This is a genomic window from Bradyrhizobium sp. 149 (assembly GCF_023073915.1).
Classification (GTDB): Bacteria; Pseudomonadota; Alphaproteobacteria; order Rhizobiales; family Xanthobacteraceae; genus Bradyrhizobium.
In genome coordinates, this window is record NZ_JADPKK010000022.1 from 1,380,104 (window position 1) to 1,397,428 (window position 17,325).

The 17,325-nt window shown below is 65.0% G+C and carries 13 protein-coding genes, 1 tRNA gene and 1 pseudogene; 5 read left to right on the plus strand and 10 right to left on the minus strand.

The features are described 5' to 3' along the window. Positions 1-222: 222 nt before the first annotated feature. Complete coding sequence (locus IVA88_RS24295) at positions 223-585, minus strand: DUF1428 family protein (protein WP_247499682.1); 363 nt, start codon at positions 583-585, stop codon at positions 223-225. A 298-nt stretch (positions 586-883) separates the two neighbouring features. On the opposite strand from IVA88_RS24295, the gene IVA88_RS24300 reads away from it, so the two are divergent. Continuing rightward, positions 884-957 (plus strand) — tRNA-Gln (locus tag IVA88_RS24300). A gap of 196 nt (positions 958-1,153) precedes the next feature. On the opposite strand, the gene IVA88_RS24305 is transcribed toward IVA88_RS24300, so the two are convergent. From IVA88_RS24305 to IVA88_RS24330, 6 genes are read right to left on the minus strand one after another with little or no spacing between them, the layout of a single operon-like run. Continuing rightward, positions 1,154-2,125 (minus strand): tripartite tricarboxylate transporter substrate binding protein, encoded by a 972-nt coding sequence (locus IVA88_RS24305; protein WP_247499683.1) that lies wholly within the window; start codon positions 2,123-2,125, stop codon positions 1,154-1,156. A 57-nt stretch (positions 2,126-2,182) separates the two neighbouring features. Next, the gene (locus IVA88_RS24310) at positions 2,183-3,313 is read right to left on the minus strand and encodes an iron-containing alcohol dehydrogenase (protein ID WP_247499684.1); all 1,131 of its coding nucleotides are present in this window, start codon (positions 3,311-3,313) and stop codon (positions 2,183-2,185) included. A 14-nt stretch (positions 3,314-3,327) separates the two neighbouring features. After that, a complete protein-coding gene (pdxA, locus tag IVA88_RS24315; protein ID WP_247499685.1) occupies positions 3,328-4,365 on the minus strand; it encodes a 4-hydroxythreonine-4-phosphate dehydrogenase PdxA in 1,038 nt (345 codons plus the stop codon). Beyond that, on the minus strand, positions 4,362-5,468 hold the full coding sequence (locus IVA88_RS24320; protein ID WP_247499686.1) for a four-carbon acid sugar kinase family protein: 1,107 nt from the start codon (positions 5,466-5,468) through the stop codon (positions 4,362-4,364). The genes pdxA and IVA88_RS24320 overlap by 4 nt, the downstream gene beginning before the upstream one ends. Next, positions 5,465-6,910 (minus strand): FAD-binding oxidoreductase, encoded by a 1,446-nt coding sequence (locus IVA88_RS24325; protein ID WP_247499687.1) that lies wholly within the window; start codon positions 6,908-6,910, stop codon positions 5,465-5,467. Before IVA88_RS24325 ends, IVA88_RS24320 begins: the two co-directional genes overlap by 4 nt. A gap of 21 nt (positions 6,911-6,931) precedes the next feature. Next, the gene (locus IVA88_RS24330; protein ID WP_247499688.1) at positions 6,932-7,864 is read right to left on the minus strand and encodes a dihydrodipicolinate synthase family protein; all 933 of its coding nucleotides are present in this window, start codon (positions 7,862-7,864) and stop codon (positions 6,932-6,934) included. 102 nt (positions 7,865-7,966) lie between these two features. Here IVA88_RS24330 and IVA88_RS24335 point away from each other — a divergent pair, with 102 nt between their 5' ends. Then, positions 7,967-8,800 carry an IclR family transcriptional regulator gene (locus tag IVA88_RS24335; RefSeq protein WP_247499689.1) on the plus strand — a complete coding sequence of 278 codons (834 nt, stop codon included), beginning with the start codon at positions 7,967-7,969 and terminating at the stop codon, positions 8,798-8,800. Between the two features lie 15 nt (positions 8,801-8,815). Here IVA88_RS24335 and rnz read toward each other — a convergent pair whose 3' ends face one another. Next, complete coding sequence (gene rnz / locus IVA88_RS24340) at positions 8,816-9,718, minus strand: ribonuclease Z (protein WP_247499690.1); 903 nt, start codon at positions 9,716-9,718, stop codon at positions 8,816-8,818. A gap of 445 nt (positions 9,719-10,163) precedes the next feature. On the opposite strand from rnz, the gene IVA88_RS24345 reads away from it, so the two are divergent. Next, the gene (locus tag IVA88_RS24345) at positions 10,164-11,672 is read left to right on the plus strand and encodes an amidase (protein ID WP_247499691.1); all 1,509 of its coding nucleotides are present in this window, start codon (positions 10,164-10,166) and stop codon (positions 11,670-11,672) included. A 24-nt stretch (positions 11,673-11,696) separates the two neighbouring features. On the opposite strand, the gene IVA88_RS24350 is transcribed toward IVA88_RS24345, so the two are convergent. Beyond that, a complete protein-coding gene (locus tag IVA88_RS24350) occupies positions 11,697-12,302 on the minus strand; it encodes a TetR/AcrR family transcriptional regulator (protein ID WP_247499692.1) in 606 nt (201 codons plus the stop codon). 199 nt (positions 12,303-12,501) lie between these two features. On the opposite strand from IVA88_RS24350, the gene IVA88_RS24355 reads away from it, so the two are divergent. Both IVA88_RS24355 and IVA88_RS24360 read left to right on the plus strand, forming a co-directional pair. Beyond that, positions 12,502-13,758, plus strand: a complete 1,257-nt coding sequence (locus IVA88_RS24355; RefSeq protein ID WP_247499693.1) for an efflux RND transporter periplasmic adaptor subunit — start codon at positions 12,502-12,504, stop codon at positions 13,756-13,758. Positions 13,759-13,943: 185 nt separating this feature from the next. After that, entirely contained in the window at positions 13,944-17,132 is a 3,189-nt protein-coding gene (locus IVA88_RS24360; RefSeq protein ID WP_247499694.1) for a multidrug efflux RND transporter permease subunit, read from the plus strand. Here IVA88_RS24360 and IVA88_RS24365 read toward each other — a convergent pair. Then, positions 17,129-17,323, minus strand: a pseudogene (locus IVA88_RS24365) (sulfite exporter TauE/SafE family protein); the annotation flags it as partial. The gene IVA88_RS24360 and the pseudogene IVA88_RS24365 sit on opposite strands and share 4 nt — an antisense overlap. Between the last annotated feature and the right edge of the window lie 2 nt (positions 17,324-17,325).

Here is a 17,325-nt window from a genome sequence, read left to right on the forward strand (position 1 = left end):
CAGGATTTTTGGAAGCTTGGGCGAGCCGCCCGCCTCCGTTTGATTATGCCTGGCGATGAGAGGATGGCATGCCAGCCCGATACCGGCAAGTGAACCGGGTTGCCACGATGCTGCATGTGGGGCAGCGATGACGTGCGGTGCAGACGACGCTCAATCTGGCGTCGTCTGATGTGAGTGAAACAACCGCCGGCGGTTATCGCATGCGCAAGGCGGAGGGCGCGCTCATCCGGCGATATCGCTCGCCCTCAGCAGCGTCGTGAAGCCGCCATAGATCATGCGCTTGCCGTCGAACGGCATGCCGTCCAACTTCAGCCGCGGGTCTGCCATCACCTTCTTGTTGACGGCGTCGCGAGTCGCCCGGTCGCGATAGACGATCCAGGCGAACACCACGATCTCGTCCTCCTTCGCCATCACCGCGCGCGGAAACGAGGTGAGCTCGCCATAGGGTACGTCGTCGCCGATGCATTCGACATAGTCGAGCGCACCATGCTCCATCCAGATCGCGCAGGCCGCATTCGCCAGCGCCTTGTAGGCCTCGATCTTGTCCTTCGGCACGGCCAGCACGAAACCATCGACATAGGGCATCACGGATCTCCCAGAGTTGTGTGCCCCAAGGACGATGCAGCGCGCGACGATCCGACTGGGAAACGTGATTTTCCGATGAGGCAAACCGTCGCGCGCCGCTGCGGCGCGCCGCCGGAGCCTGAGATCCGGCCGCTCACGCCCGCGATTGGACCGCAAAACACACCTGCACCGCAGCGCTTGCCAGCCCACAGCCGAGCGGGTAGAAACCCTCCACGCCTGAGCCGTGATTTGCGCGATAAGCGCCGTCGGCCATGGCCGGGCAAGTCAACAAGCCGTTGAATTTGTTCGGCTATTCTGTTGGGGAATGGTGTAACGGTAGCACAACAGACTCTGACTCTGTTTGTCTAGGTTCGAATCCTAGTTCCCCAGCCACTCCAGGTAAGCCGCTCACAATGAGACCGTCAGAGGTGGCGCTCTTCCTCAGGCGCCGTCATCCCGTGCATCTCGACACGGTGCGGCGAGCGAGCTTCGCGCGCGCCCGAAGCTTTGGCGGGACCGGCGCGACCCGGCGCCAAGCCGCGATCCGGCCCAAGCCACTTCGAACTTCGGCAGACGGTCGACCCGGCTCCTACTCCAGCTTGATATTCGCCGCCTCGATCACTTTCTTCCAGCGTGCCGTTTCCGCGGCGATGTAGGCCGCGAACGGTTCGGAATCCACCGCGACCGCCGCTGCGCCGAGCTCGGCCATCTTCTGCACCGTCTCCGGCTGCTGCATGAAGGCGCGGATCTCGGCCGAGAGCTTTTCGACGATCGGCTTCGGCGTCGCCGCGGGGACAAAGAAGCCGTGCCAGGCGACGGCCTCGAAGCCGGGCAGGAATTCGGCAACGGCAGGCATTTCCGGATCGAAGGCAGCGCGCTTGGGCGTTGCGGTCGCAAGCATCGCGAGCTGGCCGGTCTTCACCTGCGGCAGCAGCAGCGGGACGTTATCGAAGGCCAGATCAATCTGGCCACTCAGCAGATCCGTCAGCATCTGGCTCGAGCCCTTGTAGGGCACGTGCACCATCTTGGTGCCGGTCATCTGCTGAAACAGCTCGCCGGCGAGATGCTGCGACGTGCCGACCCCGGCCGAGCCGAACGAGATCTTGTCCGGGTTCGCCTTGAGATAGGCGATCAGCTCCGGCACGCTGCGCGCCTTGATCTTCTCGGGGTTGACGACAAGAACGTTGGGCACGACGCTGATCTGGGCGACCGGCGCCAGATCCTTGTCCGGCTGGTAGCTGAGCTTCGGCCCGTAGAGCGTGGGGTTGATTGCGAGCGCGGATGTGCTCGCAAGCCCGAGCGTGATGCCGTCAGGCGCCGACTTCGCCAGCCGCGTCACGCCGAGGATCGAACCGGCGCCGCCGACATTCTCGACCACGAACGGCTTGCCGAACTTCATCTGAAGATGGTTGGACACCATGCGGGCGAAGATATCCGCCGTGCCGCCGGCAGCGAAGGGAACGATCACCGTCACTTGCTTGGACGGATAGCCGTCCTGGGCCTTCGCCGGCGACGTCGCCAGCAGCACGACTGAGGCAAGAACAAGCCACATCGATCTCATCGAAGTTTCCTCTGCATTTCCTGTTGTTGATTGGATGCCGCGCCTGCGCGGAGATGGCTAGAACGCGACCTCGTACATGTTCAGGATCGCATCCCGGCCGAGGTCGCGCGGATTGTTGTCGAGAAGGCGGCGAATGGCGTGCGCCTCGTTGGCCATCACGCCGAGGTCGTCCCGGGGGACGCCGAGCGCGGACAGCCGCATCTCGATGCCGAGATTCCTGCAGAACCCATAAGTCGCTTCGAATGCAAGCTTCGCATCGCTCTGCGCCGGCAGTCCGAGTGCCGCCAGCACCGCCGCCGTCTTCGCCTCCGCTGCCGGCGTGTTGAACGCGAGCGTATGCGGGAAGATCACCGCGCAGGCGAGCCCGTGCGCCACATGATGGCGCGTGCCGAGCGGATAGGCCACCGCATGGCCGGCGGTCGTGTTCACCGGTCCGAGGCAATAGCCGCCGTACAGCGATGCCAGCGCCAGACCCGCGCGTGCCTCGCGATCGCCGCCGTCAGCGACCGCGCGCTTGAGATATTGGCCGACCAACCGGGCGCCTTCGAGCGCGTAGAGATCGATCGCCGGATGCGCCTTGCGGCTGGTATAGGCCTCGACGCAATGCGCCAGCGCGTCGACGCCGGTGGCGGCGGTGACCTCCTTCGGCACGGTCATCGTCAGGTCCGGATCGACGATGGCGATATCGGCGAGCATGAAGCGGCTCTGCACCGCCTGCTTGTTCTGGCCGACAGGATCGGTGACCAGCGCGCGGGTGCCGGCCTCGCTGCCGGTGCCCGACGTGGTCGGAATCTGCATCAGCGCCACGCTGCGGCCGGCCACCTTCTCGGGACCGACGATATCGGCAAAGGCCACCTCGGAGGTACAGAGCACGGCCACCAGCTTGGCGAGATCCATCGCGCTGCCGCCGCCGAAGCCGATGACGAGATCGGGCTTGGCGTCGCGCGCCATCGCCACGGCCTTGTCGAGATTGGGCAGGTCCGGCTCGGGCTTCACCTCGCCGAACACCTTCACTGCACCAGGCAGCGCTAGCATGTCGACGCGGCGGGCATTGAACGGGTCAGAGACCACGAGCGGTCGTTTGGCGCCGATGCGCTCGGCGAAGCGCGCCGCGGCGGTAATCGTGCCGCAGCCGAACTCGAGGACAGTCGGACGAAGGATTTCGATGGGTGTGAAAGCGTTGCTCATCGTCGCGCTCGATCTCATGATTTGGATGCGGAGGCGCCAGCGGCCAGCCGTTCCGCATAGTCGATAGCTTCGATCAGGCTGTGCTCGTTGGCGATCCCCTTGCCGGCGATGTCGAAGGCGGTGCCGTGATCGACGGAGGTGCGGATGATCGGCAGGCCCAGCGTGATGTTGACGCCCGAGAGCTCCTGCCAGCGGCCGGTCGCAGGATCGACCTGGAAGCCGAGCAGTTTGACGGGGATGTGTCCCTGGTCGTGATACATCGCCACCACAGCATCGTACTGACCGGCGCGTAGCTTCACGAAGATCGTGTCGCCGGGCACCGGACCGACGACATCGAGGCCGTCGGCGACCGCTGTCGCAATCGTCGGGGCGGACACGTCGATGTCCTGCCGGCCGAACAGGCCGCCCTCGCCGGCGTGAGGATTGAGCGCGGCGATGGCGATCTTTGGCTTGGCGATGCCAAGCCGCAGCAGCGCATCGTTGGTGAGGTCGATGACCATGCGCAGGCGCTCCGGCGTCAGACGCTTCGGCACGTCCTCCAGCGCCACATGGGTCGAAACATGGCTGACGCGCATGTTGCCGTGGGCGAGCAGCATCACCGAGCCGCGCACACCGGTGAGATGCGCCAGCATCTCGGTATGACCAGGAAAATGATAGCCGGCCTCGTTGAGCGCTTCCTTATTGAGCGGTGCCGTGACGATGGCCGCAGTCCGTCCCGCCTGCGTCAGGCGCACGCCCTGCTCGATCGCCTTGTAGGCGAAGCGTCCGCCGTCGGCGCTCAATACGCCGGGCTTGATCGGGTCGCCCTCGACGTCGGCCTGGAGGAAACAGAGGTTCGGCCAGTCACGATCCTCAGCGCTCACTTCCGGGATCGCAATGACGGCACCGAGCGTGGCTTTTGCGGCATCAAGCGCCGCGCCACTGCCGATGATCAGCAGACGCAGATCGCCCGTCGCGATCCGGTCCTTCAGCCCGACGCAGGCCTTGACGATGATCTCCGGCCCGATCCCGGCCGGATCGCCCATCGTAATGGCAAGATGGCGAGAGGTCATGTCGGACTCTCCATGTTGAGCAAATGATTGGTCCGGAGCAGATCGCGCCACAGATCGCTGGGGCCGAACGCGCCGGATTTCGAGATCACATCAACGCCGGCCCAGCGGCCGCCCTGCAGGATCGAGCGCGGCAATCCCGGCACGATACGCCCTGTCACCTCCAGCGCGTGCGCACCGAGGGCGACGCATGCGGCTTTCAAAGTCTCTCCGCCGGCAACGATCAGCGTGCCCGGCGGTTCAAGTGCCGCGATCACCGCCGTCATCTCGCGCGCGATCCGTCGCGCCGCCTCGGCGCGGGTCAGGCCGTCGACCAGGGAGAACTGGACCAGCGCCACGCCGTCGTCGGCCAGCTTGCGCCGGACGCGCGTCGCGCCCTCAGCTTCCGCAAGCGCGATGGTCGCCTCAGCGCATTCGGCAAGCTGGGAGGCGGTGGCAAGTTGGTCGGAGCCGAACAGCCCCAGTACCGGCAGCTTCAACCGGTCCGGCGCATCGGCGCGGTGATTGCGGGCGAGTGCGCCGGCCAGCCCGCCGCTTCCGCACCAGAGCACAGGCCCCGGCATGCGCCGTCCCATCTCGACCACGCGATCGAGCTCGACATCACTCTCGGCATCGAAGACCTGAACGCCGCCCTCCGACAGCGTATCGGCCCGGCCCTGCCGCGCTTCGATGCCCTCCACCTGCAACTGGGTCAGGATATTCTCTCCGACACGATGCCAGTCGCCTTGCACCGTGCGCGCAAATTGCTGGCCACCTACGGTGCGCCGCCCCTGATAGTCGAAGGCAGGTGCGACCACGCACGACGTCCAATGGCCGCTGCGCAGGCAGGCGCCAAGCTCAGCGGCCCATGCGCCGCGAAGCAGGCTATCCACCTTCTTGTAGGCGATGGTCGCCTCGTGGAGCAGCGGCACCAGCCGTCCGACAATCTCGATGCTCTCGGCCTTCGACCGCTCGCGGCTGCCGCTGTCGATCGCGAGGCTTCCGGAATCCTGCGGCGCAGACGCTTCCGGCCAGGCGACGTTGAACGGTCCGCACAGGCCGACGAACTCCGCGGCGGTATCGAGCGCGCCGGTGAGATCGTCGGCAAGCAGGCGGACGCTCGTCATCGTCGCGTGCCTCCGACATTGAATATCTTGCCCGGGTTCATCAGGCCCTTGGGATCGAGCAATTGCTTGATGCCGCGCATCAACTCGATATCGAGGGGATCGGCGACGCGGGCAAGCCGGCCACGATTGGTGATCCCGATGCCGTGTTCGGCACTGATCGCGCCGCCCTGCACTGCGGTCTCGTCGTCGACGATCTCATTGATCTCAGCCACCAGCGCGGCTGTTGCGTCCGGATCTTGGCAACGCGCGCGGTCGATCAGAGCGATCACGTGGATATTGCCGTCGCCGATATGGCCGTGCATCACGACGCGCGCATGCGGCACCGCGGCGTTGATCCGGGCCTCGACATTGGTGACGAAGGCAGCCTGACGCTCCAGCGGCACCACGCTGTCGTGCGACACCACATAGCCGCTGCGCTTGTTGCCTTCGGAGACCCTGTGCCTGACGGTCCAGATCGCCTTCGCCTGCGCGAGGTTGGACGCCAGGATGACGTCTTCGGCGAGCCCCGCCTCCATCGCATCCACGAGCACCGTGCCGAGCGGCTCATCGAGGTCGACGCCCGCGAGCGTGTCGGTCAGCTCGACGATCAGGTACCACGGCGTCGTCAGCTCGAACGGGATCGTGACATGTGGCACGGTCTCCGCGATCACCTCGATCTGCGAGCGCGACATGATCTCGAGGCTGCCGAGCCGGTCGCCGACCGCACCGCGCAAGCGTTGCATGATCTCAAGCGCCTGCTCGACGCCCTGCAATTTGAGCAGCGCCAGTGCCGAGCTGCGCGGCGGCGAGAACAATTTCAATACGGCAGCGGTGACAATGCCGAGCGTCCCCTCTGCGCTGATGAAGAGCTGCTTGAGCGCGTAACCTGTGTTGTCCTTGCGAAGCGCACGCAGGCCGTTGAAAATTCTGCCGTCGGGCAGCACGACCTCCAGCCCGAGCACGAGATCCCGCGTCGGCCCGTAGCGCAGCACGGCCGTGCCGCCGGCATTGGTCGAGATGTTGCCGCCGATCTGGCAGGAGCCCTCGGCACCTAAGCTCAGGGGGAAATAGCGATCGACGTCCCGGGCCGCATTCTGCACCTCGGCGAGAATACAGCCCGCCTCGACCGTGATGGTGTTGGCGAGCGGACTGACCTCACGCACGGTCCGCATGCGGTCGAGCCGGATCACGACGTTGGCCGTACGCTCGTCCGGCGTTGCGGCACCGCACATGCCGGTGTTGCCGCCTTGCGGGACGATCGCGAGCTGCCTTGCCGCACAGAACTTGACGACCGACGCAACCTCTGCGGTCGAGCCGGGCTTCACCACGGCGGCGGCGCGACCGTGATAACGCCCGCGCCAGTCCACCACATAGGGCTCCTGGTCGGGCCCGGACGCGATGACGTGCTTGTCGCCGACGATGGCGGCAAGCCCGGTCAACGCATCACGGAAAGGGTCGGACATTGGATCGCCTCGTCGCGCGCGCTAGGCGGCGAATGCCGTCGCATTCGCGAGCAGCTCTTTGACCTGCTCGGATGGCAAGGATTCCAGCGGCGGCCGCAGGCGCTGCCATCCGGCATGGCCGGTGCGCTCGGCCACCAGCGCCTTCAGCGAGGCCATCTGCGGGAAACGCGAGACCAATTCGCGCGCTTTCACGATGCGCGCCTGCGCAGCCCCTAGTGCCGCGTCGTCGTCGCTATCACGAAAATGCTTGTAGATATAGGCAAGATCGCGCGCGACCAGATTGGAAGTCGCGGTGATGCAGCCGGCGCCGCCCTTGCGCAGCAGCGGCAACAGCAGCGGGTCCGCCCCGACCAGGACTGAAAAGCCCGGGAAGCGCTCGACCATTGCGGCCATGTTGGCAAAGTCGCCGGAGGAATCCTTAATGCCGGTGAAGGTGGACGGGTAGGCCGCGCGCAGCCGTTCGATCAGCGCATGCGAGATCGGCTGCGCCGACATCTGCGGGATGTGATAGAGGACCACCTTGAGCCTGGCATCGCCGACGCGCTGCACGACTTCGCTGTAGGAGGCGAAGATGCCGTCATCGGTGACGCCCTTGTAGTAGAACGGCGGCAACATCACCACGGTATCGACGCCGACCGAGAGGGCATGGCGCGTCAGGGCGACGGTCTCGCTGAGCGCGGCGACACCGGTGCCGGGCAGAAGCCGCTGCGGCGCGATCCCGGCGGCGACGACCGCCTCCAGCAGTGCGGTGCGCTCGGCTGCCGAGAAGGAGTTCGCCTCGCCTGTCGTGCCCAGCAACGCGATGCCGTCGCAGCCTTCGTCAAGAAGATGACGGCAATGCGCGATGAAGCGGGCATGATCGGGGGCGAGCTCGGCGTCGAGCGGCGTCAGCGCGGCGGAGAACACGCCATGGGGGTGCAGCGATGATGTCGGCAAACTTCCTCCGATCGTCATTTGATGTTGTTCGGAATGCGAACATTTGTTACTAGCTTGGCCTGTCGTAAAATCAGCTTGCCGCCACGTCAAGGGCGACATGTCACGGCGAGACACTCAAGCATGGCCAAGGTCGAAAAGAAGGCCACAAAGCGCGTATCGGAAACGACTCCGAAGAATCCCAAGAATTATGTCGCTTCCGTCGGCAAGGCGTTCGCGGTGCTCGAGGGCTTCACCAGCGAGGCGTTCGAGTTGACCCTGAGTGAGATTGCCGCACGCGCCGATCTCGATCGCGGGACGACATTCCGGCTGATCCAGACTCTGGTCGAACTCGGTTACGTTCAGGCGGTTCCGCAAAGCCGCCGGTTCCGACTCGGGATTGCCTGCCTCGACCTCGGCTACACTGTGCTGTCGAACGGATCGTTGCGGCCGATCGTCGAGCCGCTGCTGCGCGATCTCGTGCCTGACGTGGGCGATGCGGCCTCGCTCGGGATCCTCGACGGCGGCGACGTGATCTATCTCGCGCGCATCGGTGCGGGCCTCGACCGCCACAAGATGGATCGCCGGCCGGGCACGCGCATTCCCGCCTACAGCGCCGCGCTCGGTCATGCCATGCTGGCGCATCTGGCGCGAGACGAGCAGGTCGCGCGACTGGAAGCGCGCCCTCGCGTAAAGCTGTCGGAGCGCACGCTGACCGATCTCGATGCCCTGCTCGCCCGGCTCGATCAGGTGAAGAAGAAAGGCCATGCCGTCTCCGACGGCGAGAATGCCTATGGCCTACGCACGCTGGCGACGCCGATCTTCGACGCCCGGGGTCTTGTGATCGGGGGATTGAGCGTCACCGTCGATGCGATGCGCATGGATATGCCGACTTTCCGCGACCAGGCGCTGCCGAGGCTGATGCAGGCGACCAGAGAGGTGCAGGACCTCGCGATCAAGTCGGGATTAACGAGCTGAGAGCGGTCGCTGCGTCTAAATCACGATGTGATCGAAGTCGGCGGCGATCCGCGTGTTTGGAAAAATCCTTGTCGCCTCGGCCAGGATCTCTTCGTCCCGATAGCGCCCCGACATGTGATTCAGCACGAGTTGCCCGACGTTGTTCGCGGCAGCAAATGAAGCCGCCTCGCGCGCGGTGAGATGGCCATAGTCCCGCGCGGTCGCGGCGTCGCGATCGAGGAACGTCGCCTCGATCACCAGCAGATCGGCGCCGGCAACATGTTTGGACAATCCGTCGGTGGTTTCGGTGTCGCCGATCACCACGAGCTTCCTGCCGCCGCTCGGCGGCCCCAGAACATCTTCCGGATCGATCGCGCGGCCGGCGATCACGACTGGTCGTCCGGCGGCCAGTTCTCCGCGCAGCGGCCCATCGGGAACGCCGAGCTCAGCCAGTTGCTCCCGCTCAAGATGGCGACGGGCAGGGCTCTGGAAGGAGAAGCCAAAGCTGTCTGTTTCGCGGTGGCGGACCGGAAAGCAGTCGACGGTGAAGTCGCCGGCGTCGATAACCTGTCCTTCGGTCAGCGGCACGAATTCCACCGGGATCGGCGCCCTGCCCGCGCCCCACAGGCCCGAGAGCATGCGGACGACCATGTCGAGCGTACCCGGCCCTGCATGGACGGTCATCACGTCGGAGTTCTGGCGCAACCCCAGTGTCGAGAACAGGCCGGGGATACCGAGCACGTGATCGAGATGGGCGTGCGTCAGCAGGATGCGGTCAAGCCGCCGAAAGCCCGCGCCGCTGCGCAGCAACTGGCGCTGCGTGCCCTCGCCGCAATCAACCAGGATGCGCTTGCCCGCTGCCTCCACGAGGAGAGCAGGATGGTTACGCTCCGCCGACGGAACGCTGGCCGAAGTCCCAAGGAATGTCAGGGCGAACATGCTCGTCAGTGTCCAGGCTTCACCGCCTCCAATGCCACGCGAGCAGCAGCGCGTACAGGCCATCGATTCCGCATCGAGCACCGTGCCCCAAGGGCCGCTCGATAAAAAAACGCGAAAACAACCCCATGCACAGTACGAATCAGCACGAATCATTGAGGAATTTCGCACCCCGTTGCGCGACCCCTGCGAGCGAAGGCGGTTTGACTCGTCGGGCAAAACAGGCGCAGAATTGCACGATCCCGGATTGTGAATTCGCAAGTCGCGCCGCCGCCATTGCCGGTTCGAAAAGCACGTCCGACCGCGACCATGTCCCGCCGACGGGCGAGCAGATCTGGTTCCCGTTGCGCGGCCTCCTCATTCGATTCCCCAAATTGCATGTTCGATACCAGGATCGATTTGCAGCCGAACGACATCGACACGGCGATGCGAGACAATGGAGATCGTGATGCAACCAGGATTGATCGCAGATGCCGCTGACTTGAACTACGGCTCGATCGGCTCGCTTTTAAGCTCCCTGCATGCACGCAAGGTTTCTGCGTCGGAGTTACTCGGGCACACGATCGCGCGCATCGAGGCGCTGGACGGGCGGATCAATGCGGTTATCGTTCGTGATTTCGATCGCGCAAGAGACGCCGCGCGTGCCGCCGATGCTGCGCTTGCCCGTGGCGAGCGGCTTCCATTGCTCGGCATCCCCGTGACGTTGAAAGAACCGTTCAACGTCGCCGGCCTGCCGATGACGTGGGGCTTTCCGCATTTCAGGGATTTCCAACCGGCGGAGGACGCCCTTATCGTGTCGCGGTTGAAGGCGGCGGGCGCCGTCATCATCGGCAAGACCAATATCCCGATCGGTCTCAGGGATTTCCAGAGCTATAACGAGATCTACGGGACGACGAACAACCCGTGGGACCTCGGCCGGTCGCCGGGTGGCTCTTCAGGCGGATCGGCGGCGACGCTGGCCGCGGGGTTCGGACCGCTCTCGATCGGCTCTGATATCGGCGGCTCGATCCGGGTGCCGGCACATTTCTGCGGCGTGTTCGGACACAAGCCGAGCCTCGGCCTGGTCCCGCTGCGCGGGTACAGTCTGCCGCCGGCACCGGCCGTTCCCGGTCAGGGCGATCTGGCTGTCGTTGGACCAATGACGCGCACGGCCCCGGATCTTGGGTTGGCGCTCGACGTGATTGCCGGCCCCGACGAGACGCGCGACGGGATCGGCTATCGCCTTGCGCTGCCCGCCCCGCGCCATAACCGGCTCAGGGACTTCAGGATCCTCGTGATCGATACCCATCCGCTGATGCCGACGGGTGACGCGGTGCGCTCAGCCATTGGACGATTGGCCGAGCGGCTCGAACGATCAGGCGCGCGGGTCGCTCGCTCAAGCACGTCGCTGCCCGATCTCGCTGAATCCGCGCGGCTCTACATGAGGCTGTTGAACGCAGCGCGGAGTCCACGGCTGACACCGGCCGCGCTCGCAGAAGCGCAAGGACTTGCCGCGTTACTCTCGCCCGACGACCGCAGCCTGCAGGCCGAGCGCGCGCGCGGCTGGGCGATGGTCCATCGTGAATGGCTGGCGACCGATGCCGCGCGCCTGCAGCTGCAACGACGATGGCAGGAGCTGTTCCGCGATTTCGACGCAGTGATCTACCCGGCCGCCGCCGTGCCGGCCTTTCCACAGGACCAGTCCGAGCCGTTCGACGCGCGGCAATTGGATATCGATGGCAAGGCATACAACTACGCCGACGCCTGCTTCATCTGGGCAGACCCCGCTTCGACCTGTGGACTGCCGGCGACCGCCGTTCCGATCGAGCGCACGCTTTCGGGCCTGCCAATCGGCGTCCAGATCATTGGGCCCTATCTCGAGGATCGCACGACGATTGCGCTGGCCGAATTGCTCGAACGCGAATTCGGCGGCTTCGTGCCGCCGCCAGCGCTGTCTGCAATGCAATCGGCGAGATGAGTGAGGCCGCGACGCCGGCAGCGATCACTTTCCGTGAGCCGCCTGCGCCTCGACTGCCTGCACCGCCATGCTCGCCACCTGCCGCAACGCTTCACGATCCGCGCCGGAAGACGCCATCACGCCCATGCCCACAGCGACGGCGGAGACATAGCGCGCCAGCGCTGCGGGATCGGCGCTCTCCTTGAGATCGCCTTCGGCCTTGGCGCGAATGAACCGATCGCGGAGCTGGTCTTCGTTCTCGGCACGGCGGGCGGCGAGCTCAAAAGGGACATTTTCGGAGCCTGTGCCGCAGGCGATGCCGCCTTGGACGAGCAGGCAGCCGGGCGGATTGGCGGGGTCGGTCTGCTTTTCGGCGATGCCCAGCAGCATTCGCTCGGCGACCTCGCGGACCGTGGGTGCCGCGACCACCTCCTCCATCCAGACGCCGCGCAGTTTGGTGTAGCGATCCAGCGCGGCTTTCAGCAGGCCTTCCTTGTTGCCGAAACACGCATAGAGGCTCGGGGGATTGATGCCCATGGCTTCGGTGAGCTGGGCGATGGTGGCGCCCTCATAGCCATGGCGCCAAAACACTTCCATCGCCTGGTCCAACGCCGTCTCGGCGTTGAATTCGCGGGGGCGTCCCATGCCCATGTGCCTGTTCTCCTCGGAAACTGGACCGTCCCTCAACCTAACGCTTGATCTATCTATTTGTTCTAGCTTTATTTTCTGCGCCGGCTTCCATTCTTGCGGTAAGCCGCTACAATTTTCTTAGTGAATGGTACATAAGTATCTTGCGCTGCGGTATCCAGCTCCACATCTGTAGTGAACACTACATATCTGGAGCGCGCAAATGCATCCCTCCCAAAATACTGCCCAAAATGCTCGCCGCACCGGCCGTTTCCGCCGCCTCCTGGGCGGCGCGGCGATCGTGGGCGCCCTCGCCGTCGCCGGCTCGATTGCGACCGGCCACTACTTTCGCGCAGCCCAGGCGACGGCAACGGCCGCTGCGGCTGAACAAGCCGTCTCGGTCACCGTCGCGATGATCGAGCCACGGCAGACCGTGCTGTGGGACGACTTCTCCGGCCGGCTGGAAGCCATCAACCGGGTCGAGCTTCGCCCCCGCGTCGGGGGTGCGATCCTTGCGACCAACTTTACAGAAGGCGCGCTGGTGAAGGCAGGTGACATCCTGTTCAAGATCGACCCGGCACCCTACGCGGCGGAAGTCGACAAGGCCGCGGCCCAGCTCGAAGCTGCGAAAGCGCGCGTCGTGTTTACCCAGAGTGAGCTCGAGCGCGGCGCGCAGCTCGTCGGCAACGCCGTGGTCACGCGGCGCGACTACGACCAGCGCGAGAACGCCCACCGCGAAGCCATCGCCAACGTGAAGGCGGCCGAGGCGACGCTCCAGACCGCGAAGCTCAATCTCGATTACACCGAGGTGCGTGCGCCCGTGGACGGGCGCGTCGGCAAGATCGAGATCACCGTCGGCAATCTCGTCGCCGCCGGCACCGCCTCCCCGGTGCTGACCTCACTGGTCTCCGTCAATCCGATCTACGCGTCCTTCGACGCAGATGAAGAGCTGGTGGTGCGGGCGTTGAACTCGATTTCCGAGGTCTCCGGCAAGCGCGGCAATCTCGACCAGATCCCGGTCGCGATGGCGACCTCCGGCGGCCTCTCGGCGAAGGGTCACATCCAGCTCATCGACAACCAGGTCAACGGCCAGAGCGGCACCATCCGTGTCCGCGCGGTGTTCGATAACGAGAACGGGCGTCTCATCCCCGGCCAGTTCGCCCGCGTGCGCATGGGCCAGCCCAAGCAGCAGACGCTGGTGATGATCGACGAGCGCGCGATCGGCACCGATCAGGACAAGAAGTTCGTGATGGCGGTTGGCGACGACAGCCGTGCGGTCTACCGGCCGATCACGCTCGGTGGCTCGGTCGACGGATTGCGTATCGTGACGGCGGGGCTGAAGACCGGCGACCGCATCATCGTCAACGGCCTCCAGCGCGTGCGCCCGGGTGCCCTGCTCAAGACAGAGGTCGCGGCAATGGGCGCGCGCGGGCCGCAGCAGGCATCCAACCACAGCAATCAGGACGTCGTGCAGCGCTGATGTTCACCGTCATTCCGGGGCGCGCGTAGCGCAAACCAAGGTGCGCAATTGCGCACCTGGGAACCTCGAGCTTTAGAAACTCCGATCACTTCACCTCCGGATTCCGGGTTCGCGCGCTTGGCGCGCGCCCCGGAATGACGGGCGAGTTACCGGAGACACGCAGGATATTGCGCAGGGGCAAGGCCATGAATCTCTCAAAATTCTTCATCGACCGTCCGATTTTCGCCGGCGTGCTGTCGGTCCTGATCTTTCTCGCCGGCCTGATCTCGCTGTTCGCGATGCCGATCTCGGAATATCCGGACGTGGTGCCGCCCTCGGTGGTGGTCCGCGCGACCTATCCCGGCGCCAATCCGAAGGTGATCGCGGAGACGGTGGCAACGCCGATCGAGGAGCAGATCAACGGCGTCGAGAACATGCTCTACATGTCGAGCCAGGCGACGACCGACGGCGCGATGACGCTGACGGTCACGTTCCGGCTCGGCACCGATCCTGACAAGGCGACGCAGCTGGTGCAGAACCGTGTGCAGCAGGCCGAGCCGCGCCTGCCCGCCGTGGTGCGCCAGCTCGGCATCATCACCAAGAAGTCCTCGCCCGACCTCACCATGGTCGTGCATCTGCTGTCGCCGAACAACCGCTACGACATGACGTATCTGCGCAACTACGCGGTGCTCAACGTCAAGGATAGGCTGGCGCGGATCGACGGCGTCGGCGATGTCCAACTCTATGGCGCCGGCGACTATTCGATGCGGGTGTGGGTCGATCCGCAGAAGGCCGCCGAGCACGGCCTCACCGCAAGCGATATCGTCAAGTCGATCCAGGCGCAGAACGTCGAGGCCGCCGCCGGCGTGGTCGGCTCCTCGCCGAACGTCAAGGGCATCGATCTGCAACTGTCCGTCAACGCCGAGGGACGGCTTGCGAACGAGGAGCAGTTCGGCGACATCGTGGTCAAAACCGGCACGCATGGCGAAGTGGTGCGGCTGCGCGACGTCGCGCGGATCGAGCTCGGTGCCTCCCAATACGGCCTGCGTTCGCTGCTCGACAACAAGCAGGCGGTGGCGATCCCGATTTTCCAGGCGCCCGGCTCCAATGCGCTGGAGATTTCCGACCACGTTCGCGCCACCATGGCCGAGATCAAGAAGAACATGCCGGAAGGCGTGTCCTACCAGATCGTCTACGACCCGACCCAATTCGTCCGCTCGTCGATCGAGGCTGTGATCCACACGCTGCTGGAGGCGATCGCGCTGGTGGTGTTGGTGGTGATCCTGTTCCTCCAGACCTGGCGCGCCTCGATCATTCCGCTGCTGGCGGTGCCCGTGTCGATCGTCGGCACCTTCGCGGTGATGCACGTGTTCGGCTTCTCCATCAACGCGCTCAGCCTGTTCGGCCTCGTGCTTGCGATCGGCATCGTCGTCGACGACGCCATCGTCGTGGTCGAGAACGTCGAACGCAACATCGAGGGCGGGCTGTCGCCGCGCGACGCTACCTACCAGGCGATGCGCGAGGTATCGGGGCCGATCATCGCGATTGCGATGGTGCTGATCGCGGTGTTCGTGCCGCTCGCCTTCATCTCCGGCCTCACCGGGCAGTTCTACAAGCAGTTCGCGCTGACGATTGCGATCTCGACCGTGATTTCCGCGGTCAACTCGCTGACGCTGTCACCGGCGCTGTCCGCCTTGCTGCTCAAGGGTCACAACGAGCCGAAGGATCGGCTGACGCTCATCATGGAAAAGAGCCTTGGCTGGTTCTTCCGCGGCTTCAACAAGGTGTTCACACGCTCCTCGAACAACTACAGCGGCACCGTCACCAAGGTGATCTCGGGCAAGGCGGCCGTCATGGGCCTTTATGTGGTCCTGGTCGGGGTGACCGCCTTCCTGTTCCAGCAGGTCCCGAGCGGGTTCGTGCCGGGTCAGGACAAGCAGTATCTGGTCGGCTTCTCGCGTCTGCCCGACGGAGCGACGCTCGACCGCACCGAAGACGTGATCCGCAAGATGAGCGACATCGCGCTGACCCAGCCCGGTGTCGAGAGCTCGGTGGCGTTCCCGGGCCTGTCGATCTCGGGCTTCACCAACTCCTCCAACGCCGGCATCGTGTTCTCGACACTGAAGCCGTTCGAGGAGCGCAAAGGCCCCGCACTGAGCGGCAATGCAATCGCCGCCGACCTCAACAAGAAGTACGCTGGCATCCAGGAAGCTTTCATCGCCATGTTCCCGCCGCCGCCAGTCAACGGGCTCGGCACCATCGGCGGCTTCAAGCTGCAGATCGAGGATCGCGCCGGTCTCGGCTACGAGGCGCTGAACGAGGCGACCAATGCATTCATGGCGGCGATGCAGAAGGCGCCGGAGATCGCCGGCGTGTTCTCGAGCTTCCAGGTCAACGTGCCCCAGCTCTTCGCCGACATCGACCGCACCAAGGCGCTCCAGCTCGGCGTGCCCGTGACTGAGGTGTTCAATACGCTCCAGATCTACCTCGGCTCCTACTACGTCAACGACTTCAACAAGTTTGGACGTACCTACTCCGTCTACGTCCAAGCCGACGCGCCGTTCCGCGCGCGGGCCGACGACATCAGGCACTTGAAGGTGCGCTCATCCTCCGGCGACATGGTGCCGCTGTCGGCGTTGCTCACGATCCGCCAGAGCGCGGGTCCGGAGCGTGCGATCCGCTACAACGGCTTCCTGTCGTCCGACATCAACGCGGCGGCTGCGCCCGGCTTTTCATCGGGCCAGGCCCAGGAAGTCGCGACGCGGATCGCGGCGGAGACATTGCCGCCCGGCTTTGCCTTCGAATGGACCGACCTGACCTATCAGGAGTTCATCGCCGGCAATTCCGGCCTCTGGGTGTTCCCGCTGGCGATCCTGCTGGTGTTCCTGGTGCTGGCCGCACTCTATGAAAGCCTGACCTTGCCGCTCTCGATCCTCATGATCGTGCCGATGGGTCTGCTGGCCGCGATGTTCGGCGTCTGGCTCTCCAAGGGCGACAACAACGTCTTCACCCAGATCGGCTTGATCGTGCTGGTGGGACTCTCGGCCAAGAACGCCATCCTGATCGTCGAATTCGCGCGCGAGCTCGAATTCGCAGGCCGCACGCCGATCCGGGCAGCGATCGAGGCGAGCCGGCTGCGGTTGCGTCCGATTCTGATGACGTCGATGGCGTTCATCATGGGCGTCTTGCCGCTGGTGCTGTCCACCGGCGCCGGCTCCGAGATGCGGCGCGCCATGGGCGTCGCCGTGTTCTCCGGCATGATCGGCGTCACCGTGTTCGGCCTGTTCCTGACGCCGGTGTTCTATGTGCTGCTGCGGACCGTCACAGGCATGACGCCGCTGACGCATCACGGCAGCGACACCAGCGCGGCGCCGGTGCAAACCGTCGGGCACTAGATCAGGGAAATCCCTGACAGCAACAACAGAACGAGCACGGTCTTGCGAAAGACCGTCTCGTTGACCCTGTGGAAGGCGATCACGCCGAGCGCGGAGCCTGCAAACAGTGCCGGCAGGCTGACCGCGAGATCGACGAAGGCTTTCGACGACAGATCCTGATGTCCGACCAGCAGCGCGATCGCGAACAGCTGCC